This window comes from Candidatus Nomurabacteria bacterium (genome assembly GCA_016699365.1).
GTDB lineage: Bacteria > Patescibacteriota > Minisyncoccia > Phycocordibacterales > UBA9973 > CAZLWF01.
This window is the reverse complement of sequence record CP064973.1, coordinates 134,254-158,179: the sequence shown is the minus strand read 5'-3', so window position 1 is coordinate 158,179 and position 23,926 is coordinate 134,254. Positions and strand designations below refer to the sequence as shown.

The 23,926-nt window shown below is 35.0% G+C and carries 20 protein-coding genes; 15 read left to right on the top strand and 5 right to left on the bottom strand.

Going from position 1 to position 23,926, the window contains the following annotated elements:
• The first annotated feature begins 132 nt into the window (after positions 1–132).
• From IPJ63_00825 to IPJ63_00810, 4 genes are all read left to right on the top strand, one after another.
• Positions 133–1,047, top strand: a complete 915-nt coding sequence (locus IPJ63_00825; protein ID QQR76799.1) for a hypothetical protein — start codon at positions 133–135, stop codon at positions 1,045–1,047.
• A gap of 603 nt (positions 1,048–1,650) precedes the next feature.
• On the top strand, positions 1,651–3,609 hold the full coding sequence (locus tag IPJ63_00820; GenBank protein ID QQR76798.1) for a peptidoglycan-binding protein: 1,959 nt from the start codon (positions 1,651–1,653) through the stop codon (positions 3,607–3,609).
• Positions 3,610–3,701: 92 nt separating this feature from the next.
• Positions 3,702–5,726: an O-antigen ligase family protein gene (locus IPJ63_00815; GenBank protein ID QQR76797.1), complete on the top strand. Its 2,025-nt coding sequence runs from the start codon at positions 3,702–3,704 to the stop codon at positions 5,724–5,726.
• Positions 5,726–6,811 (top strand): glycosyltransferase family 4 protein, encoded by a 1,086-nt coding sequence (locus IPJ63_00810; GenBank protein ID QQR76796.1) that lies wholly within the window; start codon positions 5,726–5,728, stop codon positions 6,809–6,811. Before IPJ63_00815 ends, IPJ63_00810 begins: the two co-directional genes overlap by 1 nt.
• Before the next feature lie 72 nt (positions 6,812–6,883).
• On the opposite strand, the gene IPJ63_00805 is transcribed toward IPJ63_00810, so the two are convergent.
• Positions 6,884–7,774 carry an alpha/beta hydrolase gene (locus IPJ63_00805; GenBank protein ID QQR76795.1) on the bottom strand — a complete coding sequence of 297 codons (891 nt, stop codon included), beginning with the start codon at positions 7,772–7,774 and terminating at the stop codon, positions 6,884–6,886.
• A gap of 128 nt (positions 7,775–7,902) precedes the next feature.
• Here IPJ63_00805 and IPJ63_00800 point away from each other — a divergent pair, with 128 nt between their 5' ends.
• The 8 genes from IPJ63_00800 to IPJ63_00765 all read left to right on the top strand — a co-directional run bounded on the left by IPJ63_00800 (position 7,903) and on the right by IPJ63_00765 (position 15,014).
• Positions 7,903–9,066 carry a glycosyltransferase gene (locus IPJ63_00800; protein QQR76794.1) on the top strand — a complete coding sequence of 388 codons (1,164 nt, stop codon included), beginning with the start codon at positions 7,903–7,905 and terminating at the stop codon, positions 9,064–9,066.
• A 54-nt stretch (positions 9,067–9,120) separates the two neighbouring features.
• Complete coding sequence (locus tag IPJ63_00795) at positions 9,121–10,122, top strand: glycosyltransferase family 4 protein (GenBank protein QQR76793.1); 1,002 nt, start codon at positions 9,121–9,123, stop codon at positions 10,120–10,122.
• The gene (locus tag IPJ63_00790; GenBank protein ID QQR76792.1) at positions 10,119–11,270 is read left to right on the top strand and encodes a glycosyltransferase; all 1,152 of its coding nucleotides are present in this window, start codon (positions 10,119–10,121) and stop codon (positions 11,268–11,270) included. Before IPJ63_00795 ends, IPJ63_00790 begins: the two co-directional genes overlap by 4 nt.
• Positions 11,271–11,283: 13 nt before the next feature.
• Positions 11,284–11,940 (top strand): methyltransferase domain-containing protein, encoded by a 657-nt coding sequence (locus tag IPJ63_00785; protein QQR76791.1) that lies wholly within the window; start codon positions 11,284–11,286, stop codon positions 11,938–11,940.
• 4 nt (positions 11,941–11,944) lie between these two features.
• Entirely contained in the window at positions 11,945–12,991 is a 1,047-nt protein-coding gene (locus tag IPJ63_00780) for a glycosyltransferase (GenBank protein QQR76790.1), read from the top strand.
• A gap of 80 nt (positions 12,992–13,071) precedes the next feature.
• The gene (locus tag IPJ63_00775; GenBank protein QQR76789.1) at positions 13,072–13,731 is read left to right on the top strand and encodes a polysaccharide deacetylase family protein; all 660 of its coding nucleotides are present in this window, start codon (positions 13,072–13,074) and stop codon (positions 13,729–13,731) included.
• Complete coding sequence (locus tag IPJ63_00770) at positions 13,728–14,375, top strand: class I SAM-dependent methyltransferase (protein ID QQR76788.1); 648 nt, start codon at positions 13,728–13,730, stop codon at positions 14,373–14,375. Before IPJ63_00775 ends, IPJ63_00770 begins: the two co-directional genes overlap by 4 nt.
• A gap of 6 nt (positions 14,376–14,381) precedes the next feature.
• Positions 14,382–15,014: a hypothetical protein gene (locus tag IPJ63_00765; protein QQR76787.1), complete on the top strand. Its 633-nt coding sequence runs from the start codon at positions 14,382–14,384 to the stop codon at positions 15,012–15,014.
• On the opposite strand, the gene IPJ63_00760 is transcribed toward IPJ63_00765, so the two are convergent.
• Positions 14,988–15,698, bottom strand: coding sequence for a class I SAM-dependent methyltransferase (locus tag IPJ63_00760; protein QQR76786.1), 711 nt, complete (start codon positions 15,696–15,698; stop codon positions 14,988–14,990). The two genes, IPJ63_00765 and IPJ63_00760, sit on opposite strands and share 27 nt — an antisense overlap.
• 42 nt (positions 15,699–15,740) lie before the next feature.
• Here IPJ63_00760 and IPJ63_00755 point away from each other — a divergent pair, with 42 nt between their 5' ends.
• Positions 15,741–16,877: a glycosyltransferase family 4 protein gene (locus IPJ63_00755; GenBank protein QQR76785.1), complete on the top strand. Its 1,137-nt coding sequence runs from the start codon at positions 15,741–15,743 to the stop codon at positions 16,875–16,877.
• A complete protein-coding gene (locus tag IPJ63_00750; GenBank protein ID QQR76784.1) occupies positions 16,874–18,547 on the top strand; it encodes a hypothetical protein in 1,674 nt (557 codons plus the stop codon). The genes IPJ63_00755 and IPJ63_00750 overlap by 4 nt, the downstream gene beginning before the upstream one ends.
• On the opposite strand, the gene IPJ63_00745 is transcribed toward IPJ63_00750, so the two are convergent.
• The 3 genes from IPJ63_00745 to IPJ63_00735 form a co-directional block, all read right to left on the bottom strand.
• Entirely contained in the window at positions 18,499–19,803 is a 1,305-nt protein-coding gene (locus tag IPJ63_00745) for an oligosaccharide flippase family protein (protein ID QQR76783.1), read from the bottom strand. The genes IPJ63_00750 and IPJ63_00745 overlap by 49 nt on opposite strands.
• Before the next feature lie 76 nt (positions 19,804–19,879).
• Positions 19,880–20,788, bottom strand: coding sequence for an NAD-dependent epimerase/dehydratase family protein (locus tag IPJ63_00740; protein QQR77007.1), 909 nt, complete (start codon positions 20,786–20,788; stop codon positions 19,880–19,882).
• A 68-nt stretch (positions 20,789–20,856) separates the two neighbouring features.
• Positions 20,857–22,131 (bottom strand): exopolysaccharide biosynthesis polyprenyl glycosylphosphotransferase, encoded by a 1,275-nt coding sequence (locus IPJ63_00735; GenBank protein QQR76782.1) that lies wholly within the window; start codon positions 22,129–22,131, stop codon positions 20,857–20,859.
• 92 nt (positions 22,132–22,223) lie between these two features.
• Between IPJ63_00735 and IPJ63_00730 the strand changes: the two genes are divergently transcribed.
• Positions 22,224–23,759, top strand: a complete 1,536-nt coding sequence (locus IPJ63_00730) for an efflux RND transporter periplasmic adaptor subunit (GenBank protein ID QQR76781.1) — start codon at positions 22,224–22,226, stop codon at positions 23,757–23,759.
• The last annotated feature ends 167 nt before the right edge of the window (positions 23,760–23,926 follow it).

The window sequence follows — 23,926 nt, the reverse complement described above, 5'->3', positions numbered from 1 at the left end:
TATAGCATTTTTCCTTTTATTTTATAAAGATATTTTCCCATTTGCTTTACAAATGCATGATGTCTCATATATAATGGACACGATTTTTAGTGAGCCGAATTTTATTAAGGACACATCTAATTTATAAAGGACATGGATATTAAAAAGGACATCTCGTCTAATAGTCACATAGAAAACAGAAATGAAGGGGAAATAGGTTCTCCTGTATTCTCTGTTGAAAATAAAGCCCAGAATACAAAAGCCAGTTCTTTGCTTAAAAGGACACAGAAGATAGTTACTGCTTTATATATGGTCACAGAATGCATAGAAGACGGAGAGCCAATGAAAAGTTCATTAAGGACATCATCTTTGGACCTTCTAAAAACTATTGGTCTAACGGACAATAAAACAGCAATAAAGACAAACTTTGAAATTGAATCTGCTGAGCAAATAATCAGAAGCCTACTTTCTTTTCTAGAAATATCTCAAATAGTTGGACTTATAGGTACCATGAACAGTAGTGTTTTAATGCGGGAACTTACCAAACTTTCAAGTGACTTAGTTATGCTCAGAATTCAAAATAATAAGTCTGTATTTACAATAGAAGGATTGAAATCTTTAGATCTAGAAAGAGCTGATTTTTTGAAAAATTTTACTTTCGGACCAAGCGAAGAATTTAAAAGTGAACCTACTGAAATATCGGAAGAGAATAATCTACTAAAGATATTTTTAAATAAATCTAATGGTCAAGGACAGTCCGGTCCTGCAACAAACGATTTTTATAAAGGACACACTAATACAAAAAATATAAAAGACATAAACACAGAAAGTAAAAAGGACAAGCAAGCAGGTCAATCTAAAAAAGTTGATATAGCAATTAAAAATGAGCGAAGAAATTCAATACTATTAGCACTAAAGAACAATAACTCAGTAACCGTAAAGGACATTTCTCTTATAGTTAAGAACTGTAGCGAAAAGACACTTCAGCGTGAATTAACCGCTCTTGTAAAGGACAATATTCTCAAAAAGACAGGGGAGAAGCGTTGGTCAAAATACTCACTTATATAGAGTTTTTATTTGTAAGAAACATACTATATATATCGTCTAGTTATATGAAGCCGAAAAGTCTGTTTATGGGTGATAACACCTATAGAGCCTAGAAGCTTCAATATTCATAGATAACAAAAATAGCTTGCTATTTAACAAGTTATCCACATAAGCCGCTATGCTTTAAAACATTGTGGGTCTTATAATGAATATGTACAGTTGTGGCTTATTTTTAAAGAATATGCTACACTGTCAGAACGTTCTTGTTGTTTGTTGATAGGAACATAGACAAGAACAAAGTGTTTCGTTTCAATATGATCGCTCATTGAAAATCAAATAATTTTTCGCGTCCAATTTATTGGCGCGATGTTTTTGTTTTTCACTTGGCGACATACTGATAAATATGCCCTGTCGACAAGGCAGAATGAATTCTCCCTATCGGAGAGTTCAAAAGGTTCAGACACCTTAATTAAGTGCCTGAACAGTGTTCGGTGATAAGTATCGGGCACAACATACACACCAATTTAGTTTCGTCGAAACTAGACTATTAATTACGTGTATGGCTAGCGAGTATTTTTGATAAAGAAAAATACCACGCGGCGATTAACAAGGATAATTTTAATTATGAGTAAATTTACAAAATTCGCAGTTGTTGCTTTCGCTTTTGTTGCAGTTCTTGCACTAGCAAAATCAACATATGCTTTGGTTACAGTTCCTCCAAACCTTTCACAAGGTTCAAGTGGAACACAAGTAGTAAACCTACAGACAGCTCTTGGAGGTCTTACTGCAGACGGCAACTTTGGTCCTTTGACTAAGGCAGCTGTTGTTTCTTATCAATCAGCTCACGGTCTTACAGCTGATGGTGTTGTTGGTCCTATGACTGCAGCATCTATCAACGGTATGGCTACTGGCTCTTACCCAGCGGGATGTACTTCAAACACAGGCTACAGTGTAACAACTGGCGCTTCATGTGCTGCAGCTACAACTCTTCCAGCAGGATGTACTTCAACAGTAGGATTTTCTCCTACAACTGGAGTTTCATGTGCAGGAACAACAACTCCAACTGGTCCTCTAGCAGGATCTTTCGGAGATATCTCTAACGTTACAGAACTTGGTTCATACAGTGGCGAAGAGGTTGGTGAGGGACAAGATGATGTTACAGTTGCAGGTTTCGAAGTTGAAGCTACAAACGATGGTGATATCGAAATCTCATCTATGAAGATTCAATTCGATTCAACTGGAAACACTGGTTCACTACACCTAGATGACTACATTGATTCAATCTCAATCATGATGGGTTCAACAGAAGTTGGCTCAGCAGACGTTGATGAATTCACAGAATCATCTGATATCTACACAAGAACAGTATCACTTGACGGTGCTGTTATTAGAGCAGACGAAACTGAGAACTTCTACATCGTAGTTAATGCTGCAGGAACATTCGATTCTTCAGATCTTACTGGAGATTCATGGGATGTTGATGTACTTAACATAAGATTCGTTGATGGATCAGGTGTTACAACAACTGATGACTCAACAGGTGATATGCCAGGAATGGATGTTACTATTGACTTCGTTTCATTCTCAGATGCTGCTGATACTGAACTAGTAGTTACACTAGACTCAGATTCACCAGAAGCTGGAATCGCATTGGTAAGTGATACAGGTTCAACAGATGACGTATCTCTACTTATGGGAACTCTTGAAGCAGAAGGAGATTCAGACATCATTATCGATGAACTTCCTATCACTTTCACAGCAACTTCTTCAGGAACTGCTAACGGTATCGATGATATCGCTACATCTGTTAAGTTGATAATTGACGGTGAGGAATACACAGAGACAATGACAATCACTGCTGCTCTTACAGGTACAATCACATTCGATAACCTAGACTTCACACTTTCTGCTGGTGATACAGTAGACTTCGAAGTTCAAGCTGACATAAAAGAAATCGATGGAACTGTATTCGCAGAAGGAGACACATTGCTTGCATCTTTGACTTCAACAAACAATGACTACATTGATGCTGAGGACGAAGAAGGTGATCAATTGACAGATGATACAGAGAAAACTGGTACTGCTACAGGTGAGGCTCAACAGCTTCGCTCAAACGGAATCATGGTTACTTTCGTATCAGCTTCAGTTGGTTCAATATCTGATGGTGGATCAGCAAACGATGACCTAGGATCATTTACTATCAAGTACAAGGTGAAGGCTGTTGGAGAAACAATTTACGTTTCTTCACTTGCTGACGATACAACAGGTGCAAACACAGATGGTTACACATCTGTAACTGTTGACCGTGCAGGAACTGCTACAACAGGTGGAGTTTCAGCTGTACTTGCTAACACAACTAACACTTCTGTAAATGCTGCAGGTCTATTTGAACTTACAAATGGTGAAGAAAACACATTTGAGGTTACGGTTTCAGTTCAGCTTCCTACAGCTGGAGCAGCAGGTCTATACCGCGCTGCACTATCTGGAATCCGATGGACAACAACATCAACAGATGCAACACCAAGTAACTCTTACACTTCAAACCTTGACTCATTTAAGACTTCATACGGAACTCTTAACTAGTCTCGCTTGATACTGTAAATTTTACAGGTAAACAAAACCGCCCTTCGGGGCGGTTTTGTTGTTTTTGGATGAATGGTGCGTATAATAAAAGCATGTCTAAAAATCAATTAAAAAGTGGAATATTTGAACTAATCAGATATGTTTTGGTGGGATTTATTGCACTTTTCCCAATAATTTTATTTAAAGGTTATTTGTACAACGGAACATCATCCCGGGCTATTTTTCTGATGATTATAATTGAGATCCTGGCTATCATATTTGCCATATCTCTATTTAAAAAAAACAGGGAAGTGAAACTTTTCAAGTCACCTATAGCCTTAGTTTTGTCTATGTATTTTATTGTTTTGGTTTTAGCTGGTCTAAACGGTGTAGATCCATCAATATCTTTTTGGTCTAAGGCAGCACGCGTAAGTGGTATATTTTTCTTTTCTCATCTTGTGATGATTTACTACTTCTTGTCATATTTATTTAAAGACGAAGAAGTCCAAAGAGGTTTCTTGAAGGTTTTTGCAGTTTCATCAGGTATTTTTTCAGTACTATCTCTACTAGGTCCGGAAGGATTGGGTCTTATATTTAAAACAAGGTTGTGGGATGGGTTTTCTTTTGGTAACTCGACTTTCGCTGCAATGTATTTGTTTGCTGCATTTTTGATTTCTATATACCTTGTTCGCTCGACAGAAAGTAGTGAAAAAAAGTGGTGGCATAGACTTTTGCCTGTCGCATTTTTTATAAACCCTTATATCATAAGTCATAAGGTTTGGAAGGGGCAGGTGGATTTGGTTACTAATCCTATGGGGATTGTCGGAGAAGCTCGTGCGGGTGCGTATGTTTTAGCTATATCACTTTTTGCTTTAGTAGTTTTTTATTTCGGTTCAAAAATATCAAGTGCAAAGATAAGGAGAGGGCTGATATGGGGTGCTCTAGTAATAACCCTAGTCTCTTCTGCTGTGCTGATAAGATCTTTCTTGGCTGAAGATGGGTATCTAAGAGGAGTTTATTTGAGTCAGGCAACAAGTGCTAGACCTATAGTCTGGGAACTATCTGCAAATATGATAAAGGAAAGACCATTGCTCGGATGGGGAACTGACAACTTTGATCGAGGGTTTGAACAAAATTATGACAATAGACTTCTAGAAGAGCGTTTCGGTAACGAAGCTTGGTTCGACAGAGCACACAATGTATTTATCGATCAAGCAGTAGACACTGGATATATTGGGTTGTCTTTCTACCTGCTTGTGTATTTTGTTGTACTGGGTTCACTAGTTTATGTGTTACTAAAATCAAAAGAAAAAAATGATCAACTCTTAGCTTCAATATTGATAATTTACTTTTTAGGACACTTAGCGGAACTTCAAACAGCTTTTGATACCACTATATCTCTGGTTGCGGTTTTGATTATGATTGCACTAGCTTCAAATCTATACCGTAAAACTTATATCGAAAACAATAAAGAAAGTAATCATACTTTAGCTGTTCCTGTATATATAAAATATATAGGTGCAGTTTGTTTGATTGGATATTTTGGTTGGGCATTTTTCGCTGGGACTATGCCTATAGCTCGAGCTGAACATACAAATGGAACTATTCGTACAGTTGGAAGTGCTGAGAAGAGATTGCCGATGTATCCTGTACTTTTTGGTTCACCTATGGATCTGCCTTCTTTTCTCTGGAGAACATCGACTGATTTCCAAAGAGGAATATCAGAAAATCCAGCGTCAATCGAAAATCCAAAAAACCAAGAAAACTTCAAAAAAGAACTTGAGATATTTGCAAATGAATACAAAAATTATTTAGACAGTCATCCAAATGATATTCGCGCGCATTTTAACTACGCCGATGTGTTGATGTATAGCAATCTGCTTGGGGTAAATAGGCTCGAGGAAGCAAGTTTGGTATTAGACAAAGCTATAGAGATGAATCCTGAGATTCCACAAGGGTATTGGATGAAATCTGTCCTGTCTTTGTATCAAGGTAAATTTAATCTTGCTCGTGAGTGGGCGCAAAAAGGACTTGCGATCAATCCAAACATAGAAAAGAGTCAGCAAGTTGTATCTTATATAGATAAAAATATAAAATCTTTTCCTGAAGTTAGTTTATATTTCTTCGATAAAATTTAATGCGTATTTTATATCTAATCACAAAAGCAGAACGTGGTGGAGCGCAGAGTGTACTCCACGAACTTTTGCTGAGTCATAAAGAAAAAGGAGATCAGGTCTTGCTCGTAACTGGAGGTGAGGGGTATTTGGTAGACGAAGCTACCAAATACGGCTTTGAAGTGTATGTATCTTCAAAACTTGGTAATACATTCAATCCTTTTTCTATTTTGCAAACATACCTAGACTTGAGAGTGGTCGCAAAAGAATTTAATCCTGAAATAATTTCAGTTCATAGTTCTTTTGCAGGGTTTATCGGCAGACTTGCTCTGGGTAGAAAATACCCAACAATTTTCACTGCTCACGGTATAGCGTTTACAAAAGGCGCTCCGCTCTGGAGAAAGCCAATTGCGATTGTTGCAGAATTTATCGCATCTAGATTTTGTAAAAAAATTATTGCTGTTTCGGAAAACGATAGAAAGAATATAAAAAAATTCTTGTTACTTCGAGATGAGAAAGTGGTTACTGTATATAACGGCGTAACTATAGTGGACAACATATCTACAGAGAAAACAAATTCAATAGTTTTTGTTGGTAGACTTGTTCCTCCAAAACAACCAGAAGTTTTGATTCGCGCACTTCATATTTTAAAAAACAAAGGTGTGGAATTACCGAAACTGTCTATTATAGGCGATGGGGCACAAAGACCTGATTTAGAGATATTAATTAAAAAGTTGGACTTGAGCGCACATGTACATATGATGGGCGAGTGCGATGGGAGTCTTGTACGAAAAACTTTACGAGAAAGTTCTGTATTTGTCTTACCTACACTATGGGAAGGTTTCCCAATGACAATACTCGAAGCGATGGCCGAGGGGTGCGCAGTGCTTGCAAGTGATGTTGGAGGAATATCTGAAGCAGTGTCGAGTGATGTCGGAGTGTTGATTCCTAGAGATTCTAGTTCTGAAATATGGGCAGAGGTCCTAGAAAAAATATTCTCAGATAAACCTGCTTTACAAAAAATGGGCGAGCTGGGGCACGAGAGGGTAAAAAGTAATTTTTCAAAAGAACAAATGATTCAAAAAACTTTTGAGGTGTATGAAAGATAAAAATCTTTTTAAATATTTTAGGAACATTAAAAAAATCTACTCTAAGTAGATTTTTTTAATGACAATCAATTTTTACACCCCCAAATATTTCTTGAAGAATCTTTTTAGGGTAGGGATCTGTGTGTTCATCATCGATATTTCATGATCGTATCCTGGGATTATCTTGAGAAAAGATATTCCTCCGAGTGCGGTGATGTCGGCTGACATTTCGACACTCTGTGTGTAGGGGACACTTAGGTCAGCATTGCCATGGAAGGTATATAGTGGAGCATCTCCTGCATTTGCGAGTAAGTTCACGTCGATGATCTCGAGTTCTTCTGCACAGTCGAGTGTGAGTACATCGGCACAGTCGAGTGCGTCTGCTAGTTTTGTTCTGTGAGAAGGTTTGAGTTCTCCGATACTTTCAACTGACAGTGATCCGAAGAAGTTTATTCCAGCTTGGACTTCGTTGCTCTCGTCTAGGTTTCCTCCTACTTCTCCAAAGTAAAATGGATCATCATTTGTAAGTGTTGTCATGTAAGCGATAGCTCCACCGACAGACGAACCGAGTACTGCAATATGATCTGCATCGATATTGTATTCTTCTGCATGTGCTCGGATAAAGCGGATTGCTCCTCGAACGTCATGGATTTGTTCAGGTAGGGTGCCTGTTGGTGTGAGTCGGTAGTCTACAGGGACGATAGCGTAGCCATAACTTGCGAGTGTGTAAGCCTCACTACCTGGTTCTTGGTAGCGTGTACCAGCAGACCATCCTCCTCCGTGTACCCATATGATAGCGGGAGTTTCGTACGCGGTACCGATAGGTCGGATTACATCGAGGTAGAGATCTGTACTATCGACTGTGCCAAAATATACGTCAGAGATTGTCTCTAATTCGTAGGGAACAAACGCTGCCTGTGCGTTTGTAAATAGGAACATGCTTGTAATTAAAGAAAGTAATGTGAGTATTGTGATTTTTTTCATTATTTTTTATTTAAAAAAAGTAGGATAATTTTTATATTATATCACTAAAATTTATTTTGTCTAGCACCAAAACATTTAATATTAAATAGTTATTTTGTAAAAAACTTACCCGAGGGTATACTTTTCTTATGAATAAAAAGATTCTAATATTCTCGCTTGTATACTACCCAAACTTTGTCGGGGGAGCAGAGGTCGCAGTGAAAGAGATCACAGATCGTATCGGCAAAGACGAAGCGAGCTTTTTCATGGTAACTATGCGCACTGACCGGAAGCGAGTTGAACAAATAGGCAATATTACAGTGCACAGAGTAGGGCCGTATCTACTGGGTATTCCTGTTGTCGGAAAGGTGTTTTTTCAGATTTCAAAATACCTATTTCCATTTCAGTCGTACATGAAAGCAAAGAGACTCGAGAAGCAGATATGTTTCCAAAGTATGTGGGCGATTATGGCCAACTATGCTGGGTTCGGAGCTTTGTTTTTCAAGCAAAAATACCCTCAAATACGCTTCATTTTGACACTTCAGGAAGGAGATCCCATTTCCTACATAAAGCGTCGTGTAGCGCTCGTATACCCACTCTGGAAGCGTATTTTTACCCATGCTGACACCATACAGGCTATATCTACATACCTAGCAGATTTCGGTAAAAGTATGGGATTTCGAGATACTCCGGTGGTCATTCCAAATGCAGTGGACGTATCTTTATTTACGAGAAATTATGATCTAAGAGAGATCACGACTTTAGAGGAAAAATTGGGTATAAATAAATCTCAAAAAGTGATTATTACAACGTCCCGTCTCGTAAAGAAAAACGGAGTGGGGGATATAATCGAGTCACTAAAATATTTGCCAGAGAATTTTATTTTTCTGGTGCTAGGCAACGGCCCACTCGAGAATGATTTAAAGCTAAAAGCTGACAGTTTACATCTAAAAGCTCGGGTTATTTTTCTCGGGTATGTACCACACAGTGAAATGCCAAAGTATTTGAAAATTTCAGATGTATTTGTGAGACCTTCACTTTCAGAAGGCTTGGGCAATTCGTTTCTAGAAGCTATGGCAATAAGTTTGCCAGTAGTTGCAACATCTGTCGGTGGGATACCAGACTTTTTGAAAGATGGAGAGACAGGATACTTTTGTGAAGTAGAAAACCCGAAAAGTATTGCAGAAGCAATAATGAGATTTGAAAATAATCCTGAACAAAAAAATCGCATTATAGAAAATGCGAAGTCGATGGTGATTGAGAAATATGATTGGAATCTGATAGCAGGGGAGATGAAAGAGGTATTTAAATAATCCTATTTTTGATACCTGGCGCAGAAGTATTTCTTGTAGTATTCTCATAACATAATGAACAGAAAATCCATTCTTATCGCAACAGGAATTTATCCTCCAGAAATCGGAGGGCCTGCTCAGTATGCCTTTAATTTAAATGAAGGTTTTCGCTCAAGAGGGCACCGTGTGAAAGTTTCTAGTTTTACCTGGGAAAGAAATATGCCTTCTTTAATTAGACATATATGTTTTTTTATAAAAATTTTACCTAAAGTTTTATGGGCAGATAGGGTAATTTTATTAGATGCGGTTAGTGTTGGATTCCCTACTGCGATTGCTTGCTTTGTGTTTAATAAAAAATTCTTTATTAGAATAGGTGGTGACTTTCTTTGGGAATATCATATTGAACATACAGGTCAAAATATAACCCTTGAGTCTTTTTATGATAAAAATGATTTTTCTGTGAAAGAAAATATTATAAAGGGTTTGACAAAATACACTCTAAAAAAATCAACTAAAGTAGTTGTTAATTCTATGTGGTTTGGTAATTTTTTATTAAAAAATTACAAGATTCCTGATTTTAAGATTGTTCTTATTGAAAATTATTTTAGTGGAGTTAATGATTGTGGTATTAGTCAAAACAAAAAGATTATACTTTCTTCTCGCAAAATAAAGTTAAAAAATAATGCAATGTTTACACAAGCTGTGGCTGAAGTTTCTAAAGAAGGTGTTGGAGTAGAAATCTTTGATAAGATCTCTACTCACCAAGATATACAAGAACAAATTAAAACATCTTACGCTGTTGCGGCTCCTTCTTTTTCGGAGGTAAATCCCAATATAGTGCTTGAGGGTATTTCTTTTGGTAAACCATTCATTTTGACTAGACATACAGGATTAAATATTCGGTTTATGAATATGGGTATTTTAATTGAACCTTTTAACTTAGATTCTATAAAAGATGGTATAACAAAAATATGTGACCCGAAAATTTACTCCTCTTTAAGGGAAAATATTTTAAATTGTAGATACATTAATACCTGGGAAGATATTATTACTGACTTTGAAAGAATAATTTTATGATTGTTGTAGCAATAGGCACAGAAAGAAGATTATTTACTGAGAGTTCTACCAGAGATCGTGTTTTAAGCATTGCAAAATCTTTTGATGAATACCATGCTGTTATATTTACTTTAAAAAAGGATGTTTTTGCCAAGCAGTATATTAATAATACTATACTTTACCCAACGAAATCCTTTTTTAAAATACTTTGTATTATTGATGCGGTTATTATAAGTATTAAAATAATTAAAAATATACCCAAAGATAAATTTAAAGATGTCGTTGTTACGACACAAGATCCTTTTGAGTGTGGCCTTGTAGGGTTTATTGTATCAAAGATCACAGGTTGTGCACTTAATATTCAGATTCATGTTGACTTATTTTCTCCATTTTTTAAAAATACTTTTTTACAGTACATAAGGATTATTATTGCATATTTTGTAATTAGACAGGCAGATTCTATAAGATGTGTTTCAAAGCGAATAATGAATAGTTTGAGAGAAAAAAAAATTACTACAGCCGCTATCGACGTTGTCCCTGTATTTATAGATGTAAAAAAATATGAAATTTTAAACAATGTAAAAATTCAAAAAAAAGATTTATTTAAACAAGAAAGATTTTTGATTCTTATGGCCTCGAGATTAGAAATAGAAAAAGATATTTCCATGGCACTAGATGTTTTTTCCAAGTTAGATTTAAAATACCCACAAAAGATTGGATTGGTTATAATTGGCTCAGGATCACAAAGTCTTTTTCTAAAAGAGAAGGTTAAAAGACTAAAGATTGAATCAAGTGTACTTTTTATACCATGGATTAATGACTTAGCTCCATATTATAAAATAGCTGATTTATTTTGGATAAGTTCAAGATTTGAGGGTTATGGTCTGACAATTATTGAATCATTGATTTGTGGTACTCCAGTTTTGGCCAGTGATGTAGGAATTGCATCAGAAGTTATAATTGAAGGAAGGAGTGGTTGGATTTGTTCGCCAAAAGACAGTCTTTGTTTTTTTCAAAAAACGGACTATTTATTAGATAAATTTGAAATATATCAGGAAGCAAAAGAATACCTGATTAACAATCCACATAAATATGAGTATAGGGATAGATTAGAGTATAATAAGGTCTTATTAATGAATATACAGAAAGCTATAAGTTATAATAAATAATTTTAAATTAATTATGGAATCTAATTCACTTCAAAAGATTTACAGCGAACATAACATTAATCGTAGGGGAAAATATTTTATCACCATGGAACAAGAAAGAGGGCCATTTCTTCGTGATGTTATAGAAAAAGGTAAAGATGTTCTTGACATTGGGTGTCGTGATGGGGCTTTAACAAAATATTTTTTTGAAGGGAACAACGTGCTTGGCTTAGATATTGATCAAGAGGCATTAGATCGTGCTCAGGCACTTATTCCTATAAAAGTGCGACAGGTTGACCTGAATGGGGATTGGGGCTTACAAGCAAAGACATTTGACGTTGTTGTTGCAGCTGAAGTTTTAGAACATTTATACTATCCAGAAAATATAACCCAAAAAGCCTCCTTTGTTTTGAAAGATAACGGTTTATTTGTAGGTTCTGTTCCATTTGCTTATAGTTTTCAGTCAAAGATACGCTTCATATTCAATATTAAAAAGCATACACCATTACAAGACCCAACTCACATAAATCATTTTACCTATAAAGAGTTTAGGTCGATCTTGGAAAAACATTTTAGTGATGTAGAGATTATTCCAATTGTCTCAAAAAAGTTTTGGCTCCTTTCGTGGCTTTTTAAGTATTCATTTGCTCATATGTTTTTATTTGTTGCCAGAAACCCGATAAGAAAATAACGTCATGAAAAAAAATCGACTGCTCATACTGACTCAGACGGTGGATAGAAATGATCCAATATTGGGTTTTTTTCATTCGTGGATAATAGAGTTTTCAAAAAAATATGAATTTGTAACTGTTATATGTCTTAAAAAAGGTGAGTTTGATTTCCCGTTAAATGTTAAGGTTCTGACACTTGGAAAAGAGAGCGGTGTTTCTAAAATAAAATATATTTTTAATTTCTTTAAATACATTATCGCAGAAAGGAAAAATTACGAGAAAGTCTTTGTTCATATGAACGAAGAGTACGTACTTTTAGGAGGAGTGATTTGGAGATTTTTGTGTAAAGAAGTGTTTTTGTGGCGAAATCATAAACTGGGTTCGTGGAAGACACAAGTTGCGGGTTTTATGGCTCAAAAAGTTTTTTACACTTCCTCAGGATCGTATACTTCAAAATTTAAAAATTCAATCAAAATGCCTGTGGGGATAGACGAAAATCTGTTTCGGCCTGTAGGGAATATAGAAAGAAAGCAACATTCTTTTTTGTATGTAGGTCGAATTTCCGAAATTAAGAATGTAGATATAATAATTAATGCATTCACAAAGCTTTTTAGCAAGAATTCGACTTTAGATTTTACTCTAAATTTAGTTGGACCCATAGATGGCGATATCGATAAAAAGTATACAGATGCATTGATAGAAACAATCAATAAAAATAATCTCACAAGCAAGATTACATTTCTTGATTCAGTAGATCATACAAAATTACCTCAAATATATTCGGCACATAGATTTTGTATAAACCTGACTTCATCTGGTAGTTTTGATAAGACAATTTGGGAGTCTGCATATTGCGGATGCGTTCCACTTGTATACAATACAAGTTTTTTGGATGAACTACCTGAAGGCATAAGAAAAGAAATCGGAATACAGTCATTGGAAATTGAGGATGTAGCACGTATGTTTGAAAAGTGTATTGTTTCTTGTGATGTAGAGCAAGATACACTGGTTGAGATTGGCAAAAAGCATAGTCTGAAACTATTGATGGATAATTTTTCTATGTACATATGAAATCTATTTTGAGAATACTATTTTATAAAGTGTGTATATTATTTGATTATTTCTTGACCGATAACAAGGCAAGAATTTTAATGTACCACTCTTTTGAATTACCAAACGCGTTCTTTAATGTTCCTTTGGAAGATTTTGAGTGGCAGTTGGATTACTTAAAGAAAAATGAATACGTATTTTTGACACAATCCCAGATGGTACAAAAAATTAAAAATAAAGAATCATTACGGAAAGTAGTTGTCATAACGTGTGATGATGGCCATCGTGATTATTTAACTACGGCACTTGTAGAGTTTGAAAAGAGAAATATTTGTAGTACTTTATTTTGGCCAAAACGTGTTGATTCAAATGAAATTAAGACATCTGACGGGGTAATATGTAAATTACTGGTAGAAGATGAAATAGTGCTATTATCTAAGAATCCATTAGTTGAAATTGGTTCACATGCAATGACTCATCGAGAATTAATAAATCTTTCAGTAAATGAACTGATGAATGAAGTTGCACGTAAGAGTGAGAATTCTTTTGCATATCCACGTGGAAAGTTTAGTAAAAGAGAAATAGATTTTGTACAGAAAGCAGGATATAGTAGTGCGGTCACAACAATAAATGGGTTTGTGGATCAACAATCTGATCTATTTTCACTTCCTAGAATTTCGATTGATAGTAAAACTGACAAATTAGCATTTAAGGCTAAACTCTCAACATTTTTTGGAATATATGCTAAAGTTCGAAGATGATGCTTATAGGTGACTATTTAAGAGAGACAATCTCCGGAAAGACTCTGTACAGGATACTATTTCAACAAGAAGTTTTTAAGGCTTCTCGATATATAAAAGGGCGAGTACTTGATATTGGTTCAGGCGGTAATCTCACATATGCCAAATATTTACCAAAAGAGATTGTACACATAAGAACTGACTATGTTCAAAAAGAAGGAGTGTCGCAGGTTCTTAATTTTAATGAAAGATTTCCGTATGAGGATTCAAGTGTCGATACTGTTCTTTTATTTCATAATCTTTATATTGCAGAAAAAACTAATCATGTCTTAGTAGAATGTAGACGTGTACTTAAAGATGGTGGTTGTGTGCTGATTTCAAATCCATTTGGAGTCAATTGTATGCCCGAGCCTCGGGATTTCGGCAGACTTACTAAAGAAGGGTTTGAAAAAGCACTAGAAGAGTCTAATTTAAAAATTGAGTTACTTGAACAAATTGGTGATAGATTTAGTGTGTGTGCATATGCGCTCAATGCATTTTTCTTAATATGGCCTGTTAAACTTATTTTTAATTCACTCGCGCTTTTACTTGATACACTAATTCCATCTGGGATGAAAAGAAAACAACCATTTCCACTTGGGTACTTTATTGTCGCAAAGAAATAATAATGTATGATTTTTATTAAACATTTTTTCTCGTTACTTAACAGGACTTCGATTGTTTTGGGGTATTTCCCAGTAGTGATTTTTGTTATTTTTAATTTAATAAGAACTCACAATGTTTCGATAGTAAAGAAGTGGTATACGTTTTCTCATTTTTGTTATAAGGCAACTTCGCGTACGGATAATAAAAAATATTTTCTAAAACTAAGAAATCCTTTTTCTTCAATGTATAATTTTGTTTCAGGAAGAAATCATCCTACCACAGAGGAACAAATCCATACTTTTGAAAATTTACCCCAAGAGGTAAGCATTTTTTTTCCACAAGTAACACAAATAAAGGGTTTTATCGCAATGGAGTACTTAGAAGATTTTTGGTCACCAGAGATTCACTTACTACAAGATGACGATAGGGAATTTATAGCTAGAGATGCAATTAGGATGCTCAATCTGTTGCATGGTGCTGGTTTTGTCCACGGAGATATCAAGCTAAAAAATATGCTGTATAAAAATAAAGATACAAAAAAACTCTTTTTTGTTGATATTGATTATTTAGAGCATAGTACGCCAAATCGTTTGGTGTACGAAAAACTACAAGAGGAATCACTTCTTAAGACACTAGGTTTTTCTGCACACAAAGAATAAAGTACCAGAAAACCAGAACGGAAAAATTTTGTTTAAAAATGTATGACTACCAGTTGTGCGTATGTCAATAATTTCAAAACCTGACTTTTTAAGAATTTCTCGATATTCATATGGACTAATGAAATTTATATGTCCAAAACTTACCTTTGGAAATTCACCAAAAAATAAATACTTTAATCGGTACAATATAAATGAAATATTCTGAGTTGCGACAATAAAAATACCACCCGTGTCTAAGTTTTCACGTGCTTGATGAATAAAAGAGATTGGCTCACGCATGTGATGAATGATATGGCTCGCAATGATTGTTTTAAATGGCTTGGCAGTAATAGTAGGGATGCCTTTTTGGAGATCATGTTTTGTTATTTGATCTGAAGGAAAATTATACAGACCAAAGGCTTCCTCAGAAATTTCAACTCCATACATATCAAATTTCAATTCTTGGAGCTCTTTGAAAAGATGTCCTGGTCCGACACCTAAATCTAAAATTTTTGATTTTTGAGGTGTATGTTTTACAACAAGCTCAACAAGAATGCGGTGTATATCCGTCTTGTAGGTTCGATTTTTATTCTTTCTGTTTTTCCAATATTCGTCGTAGTTGTGGATACCAAATATTTGAATGTTTTTATCAGGTGAAGACATGATTGTGATTGTATTTATATCACGAGCAGATATTTTTGACAAGTATAATTAGATTGAAAAGTTTGATACTATTAAGAATATTATATGAAAATACTAATCCTTGCTTACGATTGGCGTGGCTTCTCACTCCATGACTCAAAAGAAGTCCTCAGGCGTCTTAACCGTGATGGGTTTGATCCTGAAAATAATGTCATCCATTTTTTACAAGTTGGTCCAGTTTCAGGTGATAAAGTTATTTCAAAAAATGTAACAAGTAAAGTCATAAAATTCCCATTCCAACACGCTCGTCCGCTCTCAGATTTTTTTCTAGGCATTGTTGCGATTATTTTTATTGTAAAAAGAAAATTTATTCCTGATCTTGTTGTTGCAGCAGATGCAGCACTCTTGTGGTGGGTCAACTTTTTTAAGAAAGAAAGATTTCAGGTGTGTATATTTATTAACGGACTAAATCGAGTGTGGGCAAAAAAAACTGGAAGCAAGGCGAGGTACTGGTACGTTGTGCTTTCTGAGCTTGTGGTAAGAAGAAGAATTGATCATGCTATGACAATTAGTCGTGATAGTTTTGAATATGCAAAAAATTATTTAAAAATAAAAGAAGAATCAATTCATTCTTTTACTCCCCAAACCTTTGAACATATCCCAGAATTTTCAAAGCTAAAATCAGTAGAAATAAAAAGACAACTTGGTATCAGTGATGAATCAATGACACTCTTAACTGTATCTCGCTTGGAAAAAGAAAAAGGTATTGATTTACTCATCGAAGCTTTTTCAACTCAAGACACTCGTGCGCATTTGGTCATTGTTGGTGAAGGTTCCATGATGAAAGAATTAAAAGATAGGTGTAAAGAACTAAATATTCATGATAGGGTTCACTTTGTCGGAGCAGTTAATCATGATGCTGTGTGGTCGTATTATTATTTTGCTGATTTATATATCCAACCATCACGTTCTGAGGCACTAGGTCTTTCATTACTTGAAGCCATGCTGTGCGGAGTCTTGGTGGGAGCTTTTCCTGTGGGGGGATTACGTGATAGTATTGGAGAGCAATTAAATCGTGGTTGGTTTTTTGATGAGCACAACTTCTCGCAATCACTCAAGGAAATTGTGGAGAGGATAAAGAACAAGGACGGTAATGTAGGTGACGTGGTGGCACGTGCCAAAATGTACGTTCACGAAAAGATTAAGCAAGCACCTAAAATACAGTCTTTTATATCAATATGATAATACTTTCAATCCATGACGGGCATAATGCTTCCGCAGCTATCTTAAAAGATGGTGTGGTTATTTCATGTGTTTCGGAAGAACGCATAAATAGAAAGAAATTTTATTGGGGTTGGCCGTACCAGTCAATAGATTTTGTAGTGCAAGAGGCGGGGATTTCAGGTAAAGATATAGATGTTATGACAATCTCGCATCTAAGTGCTGTTCATTATGCAATACGAAAGTGGTCACTCTTAAGTTCATATAAAATTTGGAAACCTAAAGCTTTTATTGGCCATTTTTTAAACATGTTTGATTCTTTCAAAAAGGATTTGAAAGTAAGAAAATTCAAAAAGTCATTTTGTCCTCAGGCAAAAATATTTTTTTGCGACCATCATTTGGCGCACGCGGCTTCAGCGTATTATTTTTCCGGCAAAAGTGAGGCTCTTGTTGTAACGTGTGATGCGCTTGGAGACACTCTTTCTCATACTGCATATTCTGTAAAGTATGGAAAATGGAAAAGACTTGTAAGAGGTGATTCTCCTGAATCACTTGGTACTTTTTATGGCGCAATTACTGAAGGGCTGGGATTTAAGCCAAATCAACACGAAGGAAAAATTGTCGGACTTGCTGCATATGCAAGCCCTGACGTGTTAATAGATCGAATGAGAAAGACATTGGTATGGAATACTAATGGAGGAATGCATTTTCGTCGAGCACCATATAAAAAAATGATGCAAGAAATCAAGGTATTAGTAATAGAAGGATTTTCAAAAGAAGAAATTTCTTCTGCTGCACAAGCACTATTGGAAGAACTCATGGTTAGTCATGTGCAGGTGTTGCTTGAAAAAAATCCACACACATCGCTTTGTCTCGCGGGTGGAGTTTTTGCAAATGTAAAATTAAATCAAAGATTAGTTGAAAAAAACAAAATTGAACATATCTTTATACAACCAGCGATGGGTGACGAAGGACTTGTGCTGGGTTCTGCTCTTTGGTACCTAAATAATACTAGTGAAGTAAAGAGCGCGAGAACTGAGCAAAATCCGTTAGAGCATGTTTATTTTGGAACACACACAGACAATAAGACTATTGAAAAAATATTAGAAAACAAAGGAAGAAAATACAGTACCCTTGAAAACTCAGCGGAGGTGGTGGCTGGTTTAGTAGCAGAAGGATCTATCGTTGGTATTTTTGACGGGAAAATGGAATTTGGACCGAGAGCCTTGGGTGCTCGAACAATCGTAGCAGATCCTAGAAATAAAGATGTGAATGATATTTTGAATAAAAGATTGAAAAGAAGCGAGTTTATGCCATTCGCGCCAAGTGTAATTGCAGAAAAAGCGGATGATATTTTTAATAATGTTGAACCTGCAAGACATACTGCTGAATTTATGACAATTACTTTTTCCGCAAAAGCGGAGTGGATAGATAAAGTTCCAGCTATTGTCCACATTGACGGCACTGCTCGGCCGCAGTTGGTGCGAAAAGATAGAAATGCAAATTATTACAATTTGATAAATGAATTTTATAAAAAGACTGGTATTCCTTTATTGATGAACACAAGTTTCAACATGCATGAAGAACCCATTGTATCTTCTCCAGAGGATGCTCTACGATCGCTTGATGTTGGAGCGGTTGATTACATTCTTTTCAATAATTTAATTTTAGTTAAAGGGTCAATAGAATAATTTTTATTTACCAAAAATAAAGCAATAATAAATATTATTGTAGCTGATATTGCTTTACCAATTACCATGCCTATAAAGCCAAAAAAGTAACCACTAACATAAAGTGTAATTATTTCAGTAAAAGCTGATGTTGTACTTAGTGTCCGACTAACTCCTGCTTTTCCTTGAGCATTTAGAAGGGTTATTAATGGCAGAGTAAGGGTTGCTGGGATCATTGAAATTGATAATATTCTTGAGTAAAATACAGAATCTATATATGTGCTGAAAAATAGAGCAAATATAAAGTATGCAAATATGTTATATATGATAACCATAGAGGTGACTAGCAAAAAAAGTACCCCGAGGTATTTCCAGAATGTTTTTGGTATATCTTGGTCTGCTCTTTCTGATAAATGAGGGAGTATTACCGATGGTATTATTTTAAATAAACCTCTTATTTGGTCTGGTAATGCTTGAGCAAATGCATATATAGCAAGTTGGTAAGGACCAAATAGATTAAACATTATAAATTTATCCGATTGGTCCGAAATTAATTTGATTATATTATTGAGGGACAATTTTTTCCCGAATTGTATTGTTTCATCTTTTGAATATGTGGTACTAGGTACATTTTTTACATCCGGTTTAGTTTTGACATAAAAGAAGATAGCCGAGAGTGTTTGTGCGCTAAAAGAGAAAATTATGATACTTAATGCATTTTTAAATAAAAATATTGCAGAACATATAGAAACTGTCTGAAAAATAGAACTAATAATATTATATCTTGCTATTAGTTTAAATTCTTTTTTACCACTTAGATATGCATTGTATGTATTGAATGTCGTCAGTAGAATTGTAGACAAGCTTATAAAACCAAAACCGAGTGCGATCTTAAAATTACCTGATATCATCCAATATACAATAGGTATGGTTGAAATTATAAAAAGGTATGAATTCCATCGAAGTTGATATTTTATACTGGGTATATAGGAGTTTAATTTACCATTAGCCACTGCTCGGGTTATGGATATGTTCATTCCGGTCAAAGTAAATGCTCCAAGAATACCAGATAAACTCAGAATATATTTGTAGATACCATATTCTTCTTTAGAAATATAATGCGCGAATAGATAGCTGGTTGAAAAAGCGAATATAATATTTGCTACATGAGATATAAAATACCAAGTACCTTGTTTTACAAAAGTTGTAAGGTGTAGATTTATTTTATTTTCAATTTTATTAATCCCAGAGAGATATATTTTTTTGAAAAATATCATAATCAGTATTATTAATAATTAACCCCATTATTTATTTAGTATATATGTGATGTAAATATAAATTATTTTTTTACATTTACAATTCAAAAAAAGTTATTAGGTCTTTGAGGCCTTCTTCTATTCCGACTTTTGGTTCCCAGCCTAGAAGTCTTTTTGTTTTAGTTATATCATCGAGACTGTGTTTTGCTTCTTGTCTTTCTGGCTCGTACACTAGATCGCCTCCGATTATTTTTGCGAGATCAAGTACTGTTATGTTTTTACCATAACCTATGTTTACTACGTCCCCAGCTCCGACTTGGTCGCTTTTCATTGCTAGTATATTTGCATTTACAACGTCGGAAACATGAGTAAAGTCTCTACTCTGCAATCCATCTCCAACTATGGTCAATGGTTTTCCTTCTTTTTTTGCTTTCAAAAATTTTACGACTACTCCTGCATATGGTCCGTCTGGATCTTGGTGTGGTCCATATACATTGAAATATCTGAGACATACAGTTTCTACTCCATATATAGTGCTAAATGTTTTGCAGTAAAGTTCACCAACATGTTTCTGTACACCGTATGGATGTATAGGCATAGGAGTCATATCTTCTGTGAGTGGAAGTTTTGTTTGTTCTCCATATGCAGAACTTGAAGCTGAATATACAACTCTCCGAACCCTAGCGTCTTTTGCAGCACGCAAGACATTTAAAGTTCCATTTATGTTTACATCATTTGTTTCAGCAGGGTATTTAATAGAAAAAGGCACCCGCGGGATTGCTGCCAGGTGGAATACTGTATCAGCCCCACTAAATATTTTTACAAGAGCGTCAAAATTGCGTATATCTTCAACTACAAGCTTTGCTCCTTCTGGGACCCTCTCTTTCTTTCCTTGGTATAGATTGTCCACAACGATAACTTCGTATCCTTGCTTAGTAAGTTCTTCCGCCAAGTGTGATCCGATAAATCCCGCACCTCCAGTTACTATCATTTTTTTGTTTTTCAGGATATTTTCCATGTATAGGCTTATATTATCAGGGAATGACTCTTTTTACAAAGAACCCCTTTTGATTTTTAGTGAGTGAATATTATCTGTACAGTTTTTACGATAATGCCTATATCCAATAAAAAGTTTTTTCTTTTTAGATAAAATAGATCGTATTCAAATTTTTCTTTTGAATCCAATACACTTCTCGCGTATCTATATTTGATCTGGGCCCAACCTGTAAATCCAGGTCTTACAATATGTCTCAAGAAATAGTAGGGGATAGTTCTCTCGAGTTCGCTGACAAATTCTGGTCGCTCTGGTCTTGGTCCAACAAGTGCAATATCGCCTTTAATTATATTTATCATCTGAGGTATTTCATCTATGTGAAGTTTTCTTAAGACGTATCCAACTTTTGTGACTCTAGGGTCATTTTGAAGGGCCCAAGTTGCACCACTTTTTTCTGCGTCCTTCCTCATTGTTCTAAGTTTGTGTATTTTAAATATTTTACCATTCTTACCTACGCGCTCTTGGTTGTAAAAAATGGGGAATCCGTTTTCTATGATAATTGCTAAAATCGCAATTATCATAAAAGGAAGTGTTACGAGTAAAACTATTGAAGCTAAAACTATTTCTATAAATCTTAATACAATAAAAGAGGTTTTAGATTTACTTTTTTCGATTATCTCTAGGGCTGTTTCATTGTTCATTAAATTTAATGGTGTTTTGCTGAAAATCTCTTCATACGCCTCGCTTACTCTTATTATTTCTTTACCAGCAGCACTACTTCCTATCACAAGTTCATTTGTGGCTGGGACAGCAACAACTATCATGTCTATATTTTTATCTAAAACATTGCCTATGTTTTCAAAGAAACCTACACAAGTCCCAATATAAGGATGTTTAGAAATTTCTTTTTCAAGTAACTCTGTTTCCGGAGTTTTACCTATTATTGCAATGCGTCTTATAAATGTATTTGCAAATAATTTAGAAAATGTTCTGCGCCAGTTTACTACCAATACAAAACCTATAACAGTAAATATAAACAAGTTTAATTTTGGTGTGATTCCAAAGTAGGGAATTGTATAAAACAATATTGCACCAAGAACTAGACTTATTAAAAATGCGATACCTGTTCGTCCGATTGTTAGAGGATTTGTTTTTGAAAAGCTTATTTCATATAAGTCCAGTATGAATAGCATAAATATAGAGATTAGGAATAGTATTGCAAAAGGTCCTGCATGTATATAGAAAACTTCAGAAGAGGGTAAGCCACCTTGATCTATAAAAAGCATAACCAAAAAAGACACTATTAGTGCCAAGCAGTCTCCTGAGAATAAGAGAATTTTTCTTGTTGAGTTCATGTTTTTTGATTATACAATATTTTCATATTTTGTGAATATATATCAATTTATAATTTTAAAAAGGTTTTATGGTGTGCTATAATATTTCAATCATGATTTTTCCAGAGCCTAAAAATAAAATAACGAGATTTTTTAATTTTCTGAAATCTAAAATCAGTATTTTTTATAGTAAGAAAAAAATATTTTGGCCTAGTGTCGCTATTGCTGTGATTTTGGTTTTAGTAATAGCTCAAAATAATGGGAGCTCAAATCAGATTCAATTAGTTTCTGCTGGAGATTATAAAAAAACAGTTGAAGCTACAGGTGAAATAACTAGCGACATAGACCTAACTCTTCCATTTAAAAAATCCGGAACAGTAAAAGAAATAAAAGTCGCCGTTGGAGATTTGGTTGTTAGTGGCGAAATACTAGCAACTCTCGAAGCTGGAAATGAAAATGCAGAAGTTATGCAAGCTAGGGGAGCGCTACTAAAAGCTCAAGCTGAATACAATAACGCTATAGACGTAACTCAAAATCAAGAGATTGCTAAAGCAGAGCTAGAGCTTGAGAACGCAATAAAAGAACAAGAAACTTTAGTTGAAAATGCTTATCGCAATTTACTTTCAGATGGATTAGAGGCTGTTGCCGATGATGGAGATCAGGATGTTTCTGCGCCAACAATCTCAGGATCATATCTGTGCGAAGAAGAAGGTTCATATACCTTAGATTTATATTCATCTGGTACTACATCAGGAGCCTCTTTTGAAGTACATGGTTTAGAGGAAGGCTTTACGGGTAGTGTTAAAACTGACGCGGCAGTTCCTATAGGTGAATGTGGTTTAACAATTATATTTCCTACAGGTTTTTATTCTGGAATAGATTGGGTTATTGATATACCAAACAAAAATAGTTCAGAATACGCACCGAATTTAAATGCTTATAATCTAGCTTTGAGTACACAACAAAAAGTCATAAGTGAACTTGAGGCAGACCTAGAAATAAAGAAAACACAAGTTAGTACTGGAGACACGAAAATTGCTTACGCAAATCTAGTTTCAGCGCAAGGTGTGTACGCTGCTGCAACAGCACTTTTAGAAGAGACAATAATACGCGCACCTGCAGCGGGTAAGGTTACAAAGATTGATGCAAATATAGGAGAGAGGGTAGAAGCTTTTGACCCTATTGTTGTTATTCAAGACGTAGACAATCTATATATAGAGGCAAACATAAATGAATCCAATATTTTAAATATTAAAAATGATCAAAAAGTAGAGATTACATTTGATTCATCTCCAAATGAGATATTTATTGGTTCAGTAATAAATATTGATATAGCGCCAACAATTGTATCTGGGGTAGTTAATTACAATATTACTATCTCGCTCGAGAACGCAGATGATCGTATAAGACCTGGTATGACCGCAAACATAAAAGTTATTGTAGCCGACAAGGTGGGTATAATTGCTATACCACTACGATCAATATCTAATTCCAATGAAGGTAATTTTATAAAAGTTTCTAAATATCCAGGAGGTGAAAAGAGCGAAGAGCGAAAGGTCTCTTTGGGGGAATATTTGGATGGGACTTTAGTTGAGATTGTTAGTGGATTAGAAGCTGGTGAATATATAGTTACTCCAGAATTAAAATAAATTTTTATGTTTTCTCGTCATTTTTTTAGAATGTTGATTGCTCTGATAGGGATGATACTTTTGGGTTTTTTAGGTATATTTTTGGCAAATCAATATGAAAAATCTAAGACTGGATCACAAGGTGCGTCCTTGTATGATTTGTAGTATTTGACTTAAGCTTTTTTAGA

Bases quoted from the DNA above. Each gene is read 5' to 3' on its own strand.
- IPJ63_00805 (QQR76795.1), bottom strand. From the start codon at position 7,774: ATGAAAAAAATCACAATACTCACATTACTTTCTTTAATTACAAGCATG.
- IPJ63_00780 (QQR76790.1), top strand. From the start codon at position 11,945: ATGAAAAAAAATCGACTGCTCATACTGACTCAGACGGTGGATAGAAAT.
- IPJ63_00775 (QQR76789.1), top strand. From the start codon at position 13,072: ATGTACCACTCTTTTGAATTACCAAACGCGTTCTTTAATGTTCCTTTG.
- IPJ63_00810 (QQR76796.1), top strand. From the start codon at position 5,726: ATGCGTATTTTATATCTAATCACAAAAGCAGAACGTGGTGGAGCGCAG.
- IPJ63_00785 (QQR76791.1), top strand. From the start codon at position 11,284: ATGGAATCTAATTCACTTCAAAAGATTTACAGCGAACATAACATTAAT.
- IPJ63_00750 (QQR76784.1), top strand. From the start codon at position 16,874: ATGATAATACTTTCAATCCATGACGGGCATAATGCTTCCGCAGCTATC.
- IPJ63_00815 (QQR76797.1), top strand. From the start codon at position 3,702: ATGTCTAAAAATCAATTAAAAAGTGGAATATTTGAACTAATCAGATAT.
- IPJ63_00735 (QQR76782.1), bottom strand. From the start codon at position 22,131: ATGAACTCAACAAGAAAAATTCTCTTATTCTCAGGAGACTGCTTGGCA.
- IPJ63_00770 (QQR76788.1), top strand. From the start codon at position 13,728: ATGATGCTTATAGGTGACTATTTAAGAGAGACAATCTCCGGAAAGACT.
- IPJ63_00730 (QQR76781.1), top strand. From the start codon at position 22,224: ATGATTTTTCCAGAGCCTAAAAATAAAATAACGAGATTTTTTAATTTT.
- IPJ63_00790 (QQR76792.1), top strand. From the start codon at position 10,119: ATGATTGTTGTAGCAATAGGCACAGAAAGAAGATTATTTACTGAGAGT.
- IPJ63_00765 (QQR76787.1), top strand. From the start codon at position 14,382: ATGATTTTTATTAAACATTTTTTCTCGTTACTTAACAGGACTTCGATT.
- IPJ63_00820 (QQR76798.1), top strand. From the start codon at position 1,651: ATGAGTAAATTTACAAAATTCGCAGTTGTTGCTTTCGCTTTTGTTGCA.
- IPJ63_00795 (QQR76793.1), top strand. From the start codon at position 9,121: ATGAACAGAAAATCCATTCTTATCGCAACAGGAATTTATCCTCCAGAA.
- IPJ63_00745 (QQR76783.1), bottom strand. From the start codon at position 19,803: ATGATATTTTTCAAAAAAATATATCTCTCTGGGATTAATAAAATTGAA.
- IPJ63_00800 (QQR76794.1), top strand. From the start codon at position 7,903: ATGAATAAAAAGATTCTAATATTCTCGCTTGTATACTACCCAAACTTT.
- IPJ63_00755 (QQR76785.1), top strand. From the start codon at position 15,741: ATGAAAATACTAATCCTTGCTTACGATTGGCGTGGCTTCTCACTCCAT.
- IPJ63_00825 (QQR76799.1), top strand. From the start codon at position 133: ATGGATATTAAAAAGGACATCTCGTCTAATAGTCACATAGAAAACAGA.